The 10217-nt window shown below is 44.8% G+C and carries 10 protein-coding genes and 1 pseudogene; 8 read left to right on the top strand and 3 right to left on the bottom strand.

The window, feature by feature from the left end; genetic code table 11:
* On the bottom strand, positions 1 to 44 hold a 44-nt coding region (locus IM322_RS23195; protein ID WP_353737494.1), incomplete at its 3' end, for a helix-turn-helix domain-containing protein.
* Between the two features lie 91 nt (positions 45 to 135).
* On the opposite strand from IM322_RS23195, the gene IM322_RS05685 reads away from it, so the two are divergent.
* The 8 genes from IM322_RS05685 to IM322_RS05650 all read left to right on the top strand — a co-directional run bounded on the left by IM322_RS05685 (position 136) and on the right by IM322_RS05650 (position 9112).
* Positions 136 to 528 carry a hypothetical protein gene (locus tag IM322_RS05685; RefSeq protein ID WP_287674414.1) on the top strand — a complete coding sequence of 131 codons (393 nt, stop codon included), beginning with the start codon at positions 136 to 138 and terminating at the stop codon, positions 526 to 528.
* Positions 529 to 540: 12 nt separating this feature from the next.
* Positions 541 to 1368: a septum site-determining protein MinC gene (minC, locus tag IM322_RS05680; protein ID WP_287674413.1), complete on the top strand. Its 828-nt coding sequence runs from the start codon at positions 541 to 543 to the stop codon at positions 1366 to 1368.
* A 201-nt stretch (positions 1369 to 1569) separates the two neighbouring features.
* Positions 1570 to 2370 (top strand): septum site-determining protein MinD, encoded by an 801-nt coding sequence (gene minD / locus IM322_RS05675; RefSeq protein WP_286825914.1) that lies wholly within the window; start codon positions 1570 to 1572, stop codon positions 2368 to 2370.
* Between the two features lie 29 nt (positions 2371 to 2399).
* On the top strand, positions 2400 to 2687 hold the full coding sequence (gene minE / locus IM322_RS05670; RefSeq protein ID WP_002764792.1) for a cell division topological specificity factor MinE: 288 nt from the start codon (positions 2400 to 2402) through the stop codon (positions 2685 to 2687).
* Positions 2684 to 2872, top strand: coding sequence for a hypothetical protein (locus IM322_RS05665; RefSeq protein ID WP_002761679.1), 189 nt, complete (start codon positions 2684 to 2686; stop codon positions 2870 to 2872). The genes minE and IM322_RS05665 overlap by 4 nt, the downstream gene beginning before the upstream one ends.
* Positions 2873 to 3150: 278 nt before the next feature.
* The gene (ppc, locus tag IM322_RS05660) at positions 3151 to 6207 is read left to right on the top strand and encodes a phosphoenolpyruvate carboxylase (protein ID WP_287674410.1); all 3057 of its coding nucleotides are present in this window, start codon (positions 3151 to 3153) and stop codon (positions 6205 to 6207) included.
* Between the two features lie 474 nt (positions 6208 to 6681).
* Positions 6682 to 7965, top strand: coding sequence for a serine hydroxymethyltransferase (glyA, locus tag IM322_RS05655; RefSeq protein WP_287674407.1), 1284 nt, complete (start codon positions 6682 to 6684; stop codon positions 7963 to 7965).
* 79 nt (positions 7966 to 8044) lie between these two features.
* Positions 8045 to 9112 carry a glycosyltransferase family 4 protein gene (locus IM322_RS05650; RefSeq protein ID WP_287674405.1) on the top strand — a complete coding sequence of 356 codons (1068 nt, stop codon included), beginning with the start codon at positions 8045 to 8047 and terminating at the stop codon, positions 9110 to 9112.
* A gap of 62 nt (positions 9113 to 9174) precedes the next feature.
* On the opposite strand, the pseudogene IM322_RS05645 reads toward IM322_RS05650, so the two are convergent.
* Both IM322_RS05645 and IM322_RS05640 read right to left on the bottom strand, forming a co-directional pair.
* Positions 9175 to 9444: pseudogene (locus tag IM322_RS05645) on the bottom strand (hypothetical protein); the annotation flags it as partial.
* A gap of 211 nt (positions 9445 to 9655) precedes the next feature.
* Positions 9656 to 10217: IS607 family transposase (locus tag IM322_RS05640; RefSeq protein WP_287674403.1), on the bottom strand; the 562-nt coding region annotated here is incomplete at its 5' end.

Raw genomic sequence — 10217 nt, 5'->3', positions numbered from 1 at the left:
TGTTCGGGTGTGGGGTAAAATCGAAACGAGTAGGCTTTTTCCATGTCTCACATTTTAGCATATATTTGGTAAATGCGCTAGTATTTAACGGTAAAGCCGTCGTAGAACGACGGGGTTTCAGACCCAAAATTTTCGATGAAAACTGTTGCCGATACGGACTTGAAAAGGCTAGAAGACTTAATTATCAACGGACAAAAAGCGATCGAGACTCGTTTCACGGCGATCGAGACTCGTTTCACGGCGATCGAGCATAGTATCGTCGAAATTAAGGCTGATATTGGCGAAATTAAAGCTGATATTGGCGAAATTAAAGCTGATATTAAGGAAATCAAGCAAGATGTTAAATCCCTAGAGATAGGACAGGCAAAATTAACCGAAAGAGTCGAAGGGATGGATAATCGTCTCAAAATAGTCGAGGGCAGTCAAAAAAATCAAATTTGGGCATTGATAACCATTTTAGGCGGTTCACTAATTACCGCTTCCGTCGGGTTGCTGATTGCTATTTTGCGCTTTGTCTTTTTTAAGTAAAAAGTTATCTTTATGGATGAAAATAAAACCGAAATAAATCAAGAAATTGACTTAGAAACCGAAAAAATTGAGCCATCAGCCTCGGTAATGGAAAGATACGCCCAAATACACCTAAAAAGTGAGGGCGAGAAATTGGTGCTAATTTTGCCCAAAACCAGCGCCGGGGAGACAAGTCAGGATTGGACAGATATCTTGACAGGATTAAAATATTATCTCCGTAATAGCGGCCAAAACTGCCCCGCTAGAACACCAGTACACCTACGGTCCAACGATCGCCTGATGGATACGCGCCAACTACAAGCGATCGCCACAATTTTAGACAGTGCCGAATTATCCCTGCATACCATCCAAACCCAAAGAAGACAAACCGCAGTGGCAGCGGCAACCATGGGTTACAATGTCGAACAAATGCGCTCGAATCCCACGGTTTTCGGGGACGAGCAACCGCTGCCATCCCTCCTCGCCGAACCTTTGTACTTAAAAACCACGCTGCGATCGGGTGTAGAAATCCGTCACCCGGGTACAGTTATAGTCATGGGCGATGTCAACCCCGGCGGATCGATCGTCGCTGATGGCGATATATTAGTTTGGGGGGGTTTACGCGGTGTGGCCCATGCTGGATTCCGCGGCGATCGAGCAGCGGTAATTATGGCCCTGCGAATCGAATTAACTCAACTGAGGATCGCAGAATTAGTGGCACGCACCCCGGCTGTGAATAGCGATCGCATGGAACCAGAAATTGCCTGTATCAGCGAAGGAGGAATCCGCATCATTGGGGCTTATAATTTTTCCAGAACCTACACCTTTAAAGATAAAGTGGGATGGGTAGAAAAAAAGTGATCAGTGACCAGTAAACAGTGATCAGTAAATAGTGATTCAGTGACCCGTAAAAATAGGGATTAACTGCGTTGAAATGAAAAACTCTATCAAACCAATAACTGATAGCTGATAACTGATAACTGATAACCGGTAACTGATAACTGATAACTGATAATTGATAATTGATAACTGATAACTGATAACTGATAACTGATATAAATTATGGCTCGTGTAATTGTGGTGACATCGGGAAAGGGAGGAGTTGGTAAAACGACAGTAACGGCGAACTTAGGTTCAGCCTTATCTCAATTAGGCTGTCGAGTCGCCCTTGTCGATGCTGATTTCGGACTGAGAAATCTCGATTTATTGTTAGGATTAGAACAGCGTATCGTTTATACTGCCCTCGATGTGGTGGCGGGAGATTGTAGCCTTGATAAAGCTTTAGTTAAGGATAAAAGACAGGAAAATCTGGTCTTATTACCGGCGGCACAAAACCGCACCAAAGAGGCAATTACTGGTGCTCAAATGAAGGATTTAGTCGCCCAATTGTCAAAAAGTTATGACTATGTATTGATTGATTGCCCGGCAGGAATTGAAATGGGTTTTCGCAATGCGATCGCCGCTGCTCAAGAAGCGATCATCGTTACTACTCCGGAAATGTCGGCGGTGAGAGATGCCGATCGCGTGGTGGGATTACTAGAAAGCGAAGATATTAAGAGTATCCGTCTGATTGTCAACCGGCTGCGGCCAGAAATGATCCAACTTAATCAGATGATCAGCGTCGAGGATATTCTCGACCTCTTGGTAATTCCCCTGTTGGGGATTATTCCCGACGATCAAAGAATTATTATTTCCACTAATAAAGGGGAACCATTAGTATTAGAGGAGAAGACCTCTCTCCCCTCCATGGCCTTTAGAAACATTGCCCAGCGTTTACAGGGTCGCGATGTGCCGTTTCTAGATTTAATGGCCGGTCAGGAAGGTTTTCTCACTCGTCTGCGTCGTCGCTTGTTTGGGCCTTAAACTCTCTCATCTCAACCCCTTAACCTACTATGAATGACCTGATCGATAAACTTCTAGCATGGCGCGGTTCGGGCAAAAGTGGCGACCAAGCTAAAAAACGCTTAAAACTTATTCTGGCCCATGATCGCGCCGATCTTAGTCCCGAAATTCTCAATATGATGCGTCAAGAAATCTTAGAAGTGGTCAGTCGTTATCTTGATATCGACACCGAGGAAACCGAGTTACTCTTAGAAAGTGACCAACGAACTACAGCCCTAATTGCTAATTTTCCGATTCGTCGGATCAAACGCCGTCCTTTAACCGAGAAATTGCCATGAAAACTCAACCGATCGAGCTTTGGCTTAGTCTAGCGGTCAGTCCCTTTCTTTTATCCTACTTGGGACTACGTTCTATTAATAATTGGTTGATAGAAGTCGGGAAAGACAGTGAGGAAATCTTTCGTGGCGATCGCTTGCCCCTGCTCAATATTCCCGATCAGTTACCGGTAAACAGTGACCAATAATCCAAGAAAAAAGTCCTTTTGCCCCCTGAAAAGAGGCAAAAATAGTGAAGTTTTTGTTAAAAATAGGAAAAAATGTGATTCTTGGGGATATAATCTCATCTTTGACAAACCCTAAGAACTAATCCCGATAGATCAGTTATCAATGATCAGATTTGAGTTTTCAGTGAATAGTATTAAGTGGTAAGTTCTGAGCTTTCTTTTCACTGATTACTGATTACTGATTACTGATTACTGACTCCCGATTACTGATTACTGATTACTGATTACTAATTAAAATTATGAGCGTCCTTGTCCCCTCGACCGAAACCGAACAGGATATTTTCAGCACTTCCAACCTGTTTCTGCAGCAAAGACTGAAATTAATCGAAGATTTATGGAAAGAAGTCTTAGTCTCCGAATGTGGTCAAGAATTAGTCGATTTACTGGAATTACTGCGGCATCTCTGTTCTGAGGAAGGACAAGTGACCGATGATAGTGCGGAAGCAATGATCGCCAAAATGATCGAAGACTTGGAACTAGGGGAAGCGATCAAAGTTACCCGCGCTTTTGCCCTCTATTTCCAGTTAATAAATATTATTGAACAACACTACGAACAAAGGGATCAGCAACTACTGCGACGGACGGTGATCGGGGAAGAAAACGAAAGTCCCAAGGCTGACCCAACGCAAAAAAGCATTTTAGCCACCATTGTCGGGGCCGATTGGCTAGAAAAAACCCTGAACGAGTCCGATCACTCCAGCCCAAAATCGGGACTATTTCACTGGTTATTTCCCTATCTCAAACAGGTTAACGTCCCCCCCCAAGAAATTCAGCGTCTTCTCGATCAGTTAGATATTCGTCTGGTTTTCACGGCCCACCCCACGGAAATTGTCCGTCATACCATTCGCATTAAACAGCGCCGTATCTCAGGCATTCTCGAAAAACTCGACCAAGCAGAAGAAATCTTTCGCAGTATGGGGTTAACTAACTCCAGAGAAGCACAAACAGTCACCAAACAGTTAAAAGAAGAAATTCGTTTTTGGTGGCGAACAGATGAACTACACCAATTTAAACCCACCGTCGTCGATGAAGTGGATTATGCCCTGCACTACTTCGATGAAGTTCTCTTTGATTCCCTACCCCAGTTAACCCTGCGTCTGCAGCAAAGTCTAGAATCATCCTTTCCCCGTTTACGAGCGCCGAAAAATAACTTCTGTCGCTTCGGTTCTTGGGTCGGGGGAGATCGGGATGGCAATCCCTCCGTTACCCCCGAAGTCACCTGGAAAACCTGCTGTTATCAGCGCAATCTCGTTATTAAAAAATATCTCGATGCTATTCGCGACCTGACCAGTATTTTAAGTGCCTCCCTGCACTGGTGTCACGTCTTGCCGGAGTTGCTGGACTCCCTGGACAGAGATAAACAGCAAATGCCCGAAATCTATAGCCAGTTAGCAATCCGCTACCGTCAGGAACCCTATCGCCTCAAATTGGCCTTTATTCAAAAACGTCTGGAAAATACGCGTGATCGCAATGATCGGCTCAATGACCCGGAAGAACGACAATTATTAACTAAACTCAACGAAACCAACATCTATCGCTCCGGTTCCGAGTTTTTAGCCGAATTACAGCTATTACAGCGCAGTCTCTTTCAAACCGGTCTTTCCTGTCAAGAACTCGCTCAACTGATCGCCCAAGTGGAGATTTTTGGCTTTGTCCTGACTCAGTTAGATTTTCGGCAGGAATCCACCCGTCACGCCGAATGTATCGAAGAAATCGCTGAATATCTCGGAGTTTTACCCAAACCCTACGGCCAATTAAGCGAATCAGAAAAAATCGCCTGGTTAGTGGAGGAATTAAAAACCCGTCGCCCCTTAATTCCCCGGGAAATGCCCTTCTCGGAAAGAACCTGCGAAACCATTGAAACCCTGCGAGTTTTAAGAAGTCTGCAAGGGGAATTTGGTCTGGAAATCTGCCAAACCTACATTATCAGCATGACCAACGAGGCCAGCGATGTGCTAGAAGTGCTGTTATTAGCCCAAGAAGCCGGTTTATACGACCCCGCCACTAGCCGCAGTTCCCTCCGCATCGTTCCCCTCTTTGAAACCGTCGATGACCTCAAACACGCCCCTGGCATCATGGAGACTTTGTTTGAATTGCCCCTCTATCGGGCAACCCTAGCCGGCGGTTACGACCATTTAGGGGCTTTAAACGGGGAGGACGTGACCCCGGAACCTGCCATCTTGGAACCGAGTAATTTACAGGAGATTATGGTGGGTTACTCCGATAGTAATAAAGATTCCGGCTTTTTGAGCAGTAATTGGGAAATTCATAAGGCCCAGAAGGCTTTACAAAAAACCGCTAAACAATACGGCTTGGATCTACGTCTTTTTCATGGCCGGGGCGGTTCCGTCGGTCGGGGTGGTGGACCGGCCTACGCCGCTATCCTCGCCCAACCCCGGGGAACGATTAACGGTCGCATTAAAATCACCGAACAAGGCGAGGTTTTAGCCTCGAAATACTCTTTACCAGAATTGGCCTTGTATAACCTCGAAACGGCCGTAACGGCAGTCATACAGGCAAGTTTACTGGGCAGTGGTTTTGATGATCTCGAACCCTGGAATCGCATCATGGAGGAGTTGGCCACCCGTTCACGGCAAACCTATCGCAGTTTGATTTATGAAGAACCGGACTTTTTAGATTTCTTCCTGTCTGTAACTCCCATTCCTGAAATTAGTCTTTTACAGATTAGTTCCCGACCAGCGCGCCGGAAAAGTGGTCAACAGGATTTAAGTACCCTGCGGGCAATTCCCTGGGTATTTAGTTGGACCCAAACCCGTTTTCTTTTACCGGCTTGGTATGGTTTAGGGACAGCTTTACAGATGTTTCTCGATGATTCTCCTAGCAGAAATTTGGAATTGTTACGCCATTTTTATCACAAGTGGCCTTTCTTCCAGATGGTGATTTCTAAGGCAGACATGACTCTATCGAAGGTGGACCTACAGATGGCCTATCACTACGTCAGTGAACTTTCTAAACAGGAAGATCGAGAACGTTTTCAACGTCTGTTTGAAAGGATCAAAGAGGAATATAATCGCACTAGCGAGATTGTTCTCCAGATCACTGGCGAGAAACATTTATTGGATAATGATCCGAATTTACAGCGATCGGTGCAGTTACGCAACGGTTCGATCGTTCCCCTCGGTTTCCTACAGGTGTCTCTCCTCAAGCGTTTACGTCAATACAACAGTCAAGCTCAATCCGGTGTGATTCATTTCCGCTACTCTAAAGAGGAGTTATTAAGGGGTGCTTTAATGACGATTAATGGTATTGCAGCAGGGATGAGAAATACCGGTTGATTACAGATAATTAATGGTAATTTTCGGGGGGGTTATCTTGAAGGTAATCCACCCTCTTTTTTGGATTTGTCAACTTTTTGTAGAACTTCTACTAAGTTGTTATTTTTAAAGGTAAAATCACCGCTAAAATTGGGCATTACTTCCGATTTTATCACTCAATCCAAGCTTTTGGGGGGTTCTACCGAAACCCGAAGTATTTGGCATGGATAACTGTAATTTTTTCTTGCTTTTAACTGGCAACTTCTATTAAATTAGCTAAGATTACTATTACTTAGGGTTTGCTGAATAATGGTAAAACCCTTTTAAAATAAGGCTTTTGACCTGTTAAAATCCGATAACAGTTGACAATCGACGCTCGATCCCGAAGAGAAGCAATTAAGCTCACTGGTGTGTCGGAAGATTAGAGATTGTGCCAAAATGGAGAAAGTGACCCAATGATTACAGGTAAATTGTTAAAGAAAGGATCGAGTAACCGTGACTGATACGAACCTAGATATACTATCCTTGACCGATCCAGCGATCGCAGGGATTCTGCAAAAAGAACTGCAACGTCAAAGAGATCACCTAGAATTAATCGCTAGTGAAAACTTTACCTCGGCTGCCGTCATGGCCGCCCAGGGTTCGGTTTTAACCAACAAATACGCGGAAGGACTGCCCAAAAAACGCTACTACGGTGGTTGCGAATACGTTGACGAAGCGGAACAATTAGCGATCGATCGGGTTAAACGACTATTTGGGGCAAACCACGCTAACGTACAACCCCACTCCGGGGCCCAAGCTAATTTCGCCGTTTTCCTGACCCTCTTGCAGCCCGGCGATACGATTATGGGGATGGATCTCTCCCACGGTGGTCATCTTACCCACGGTTCCCCCGTTAACGTTTCCGGGAAATGGTTCCGAGTAGTACAGTACGGAGTAAGTCCCGAAAGCGAACGTCTTGACTACGATCTCATCCTTGACATCGCCCGCAAGGAAAAACCCAAACTAATTATCTGCGGTTATTCTGCCTACTCGCGCCAGATTGATTTCGAGAAATTCCGCGCTATCGCTGACGCAGTGGGGGCCTACCTGATGGCAGATATCGCCCATATTGCCGGTTTAGTGGCCACTGGTCATCATCCTAACCCCCTACCCCACTGTGATGTGGTAACTACCACCACTCACAAAACCCTGCGCGGTCCTAGGGGGGGGTTAATTATGACCAAAGACGAGGAATTAGGCAAAAAATTCGATAAATCCGTCTTCCCCGGTACCCAAGGCGGTCCCCTAGAACACGTGATCGCGGCGAAAGCGGTGGCTTTTGGGGAGGCCCTGAAACCGGAGTTTAAAATCTATTCAGGACAAGTAATCGCTAATGCCCAAGCTTTGGCCGGTCAGTTGAAAGCTAGAGGGATTAAAATTGTCACCGATGGTACGGATAATCACTTGATGTTACTCGATTTAAGATCCGTGGGCATGACCGGGAAAGAAGCCGATCGCTTAGTGAGTACCATCAATATTACCGCTAATAAAAACACTGTTCCCTTCGATCCCGAGTCTCCCTTTGTCACCAGTGGTCTGCGCTTGGGTTCCCCGGCTATGACCACCAGAGGACTAGGAGAAACGGAATTTATCGAGATTGGCAACATTATCGCCGATATTCTCCTTAATCCCAGTGATGAAGACCTGAGAAATGCTTGCCGTCAACGGGTAGCGAAACTCTGTGAAAGCTTCCCCCTCTATCCCCATCTCCATATTTCCGTCCCCGCCTTGGCCTAAAACGAGAGATAATAAAAATTCATAATTGGCGATTGCCTGTCAGTTGCCAATTGTGAATTAAATCGCCCCCCCAATTCCCATGTCTGGAGATTTATACTATCTAATTGCTTTTCTGATCGCCCATACCGTGGTACTTTGGAGTACCCCCCTCGTCAGAACCGTCGGACTGAAAAGCGGTTACGTCGATAAACCCAACGAAGAAAGGAAGGTCCATGAAAAGCCCATGGTTCGACTGGGGGGAGTTTCGATTTTTGTCGGCGCTTTAACTGCACTCCTGATCGTTTGGTGGTTGGGAGGGTTTGCCGGTTTAAACAGCGATCGAGAATGGGAAGTTTGGGGCGTAACCCTAGGCGGTTTGGGCTTTTTCCTCATCGGTCTAGCGGATGATCTTTTTAATCTTTCGCCGCTCAATCGTTTGGTAATGCAGTTTAGCGTCGCTTTTCTAGCTTGGCAAGCCGGGGTAAGGATCGATTTCCTCTCTATTCCCTTCGGCGATTTATTACAAATTCATTGGCTAAGTTTACCGATTACTCTCCTCTGGTTAGTGGGGATGGCTAACGCGATTAACTGGATTGACGGTTTAGATGGATTAGCGGCGGGGGTTTCGGGTATATCTGCCGTGGTGATTTTGATTGTAACTTTGGTGATGGGACAACCGGCCGCCGCTATTATCGCCGCCGCTTTAGCGGGTGGGGCTTTGGGTTTTCTGCGTTACAATTTTAATCCTGCCCAAATTTTTATGGGGGATGGTGGGGCCTATTTTATGGGTTTTACCCTGGCGGGTGTGGCGGTGATTGGATTGGCTAAAACCACTGCTGTGACTACCGTTGCCGTTACCGCCGTCCTATTACCCTATCTCATCCTCGCGGTTCCTCTCCTCGATATGTCCACGGTGATTATTTCCCGTCTCAAACGCGGAAAATCCCCTTTTGTGGCTGATAAACGTCATTTACACCACCGTTTACTGAAAGCTGGTATCTCTCACCGTCTGACAGTGTTATTTATCTATGCCCTAACCCTCTGGGTGGGCAGTTTAGCCCTCGGTTTCTCCAATGTTCCCAGTGGTTGGGGTTTTGCCTTTGGTGCGACTCTCCTCCTCGGTTACGTCGGTTGGCAAGTCTGGCGCAATCGTGGCAGTGAACCGTAAACTATCTTAAAGTCGTCAGATATCAGCTTTTTTCTGCGGATATCTCTTCGGCATCCAGTTTGTCACTTTGAGAGGGCAAGCAATATCACAGTAATTCTATATTGATTTTCCGTCACCACAACCTCAGTTGATAACCTTTCTTCCATTGGTAAAGCATTTTTCCGCCTATCAAAGATAAATAACCAACCAAAATCTACCCCCAAACGCCCTAAATAAGACTTTAATTGTTCAATTCCATCAGGTTGCGGATCGCGTTTTTTATCCCGCCATACTTTTAATTCAATCCCTAAAATTACATCTTTGTAACTCAGACATAAATCCATTCTATCACTCTCAAGCACTGCGGGAATTTAGAGCAGGGATAAAAATTATTGAACCAACATAACAATATAAAATGGTGATTTTTTCCGCTTATCTAAAGATTATGTCGGATTAAATAATTGGCTGAGTTGTCAAGATTTTTAGACTGCCAAGATTAATTATCTATCTCAGCCCAAAATGGATGTCCTTTCTTGATAATGTGTCTTTCTGCTACTAACATTATTATTCGTTGTCTTTTAACTCAGCTATAATCTTTTCTGTCTTTCTTTTCGACCTTCTTAATCCGTAAATTCGAGAACAAAAAGAAGTAATAATGGCTATTAAATCTGACATCAACTCATCTTGCTTATCCTCACTTTGATTGACAATCTCCACTTTTTTATCTAGTTCTTTTAACAAGATTTCTAGATAATTAGTCCCAAATCTGGCTAGACGCTCTTTGTGTTCAACAATTAAAACATTATAATTGGGGTCAACTAGAATTTTGGCTAATTGTTGGCGATTATCGTCTAATCCACTGCCTACTTCTTTGACGACTTTGTAGATTTTGTAGCCTCTAGCAACAGCATAATCTTTTAATCGGTCAGCTTGTCTATCTAGATTGTCTTTATTTTCGGCGCTGGAAACCCTTGCATAAATGCAAGCTATCAAGTCGGGTTTTGAATGGTTGTCATCCGTTATGATAATTGTACCAGAAGGCAATTGATAGCCTGTTAAATTCCCTTGTTTCCACCACCTCCAAGCCGTTCGATAACTTATTCCTGTTTTTTTTGCATAGTCTGAT

The sequence above is a fragment of the Microcystis sp. M109S1 genome, assembly GCF_020247025.1.
In the GTDB taxonomy this organism is placed as follows: Bacteria; Cyanobacteriota; Cyanobacteriia; order Cyanobacteriales; family Microcystaceae; genus Microcystis.
This window is presented reverse-complemented; position numbering and strand designations above follow the sequence as displayed.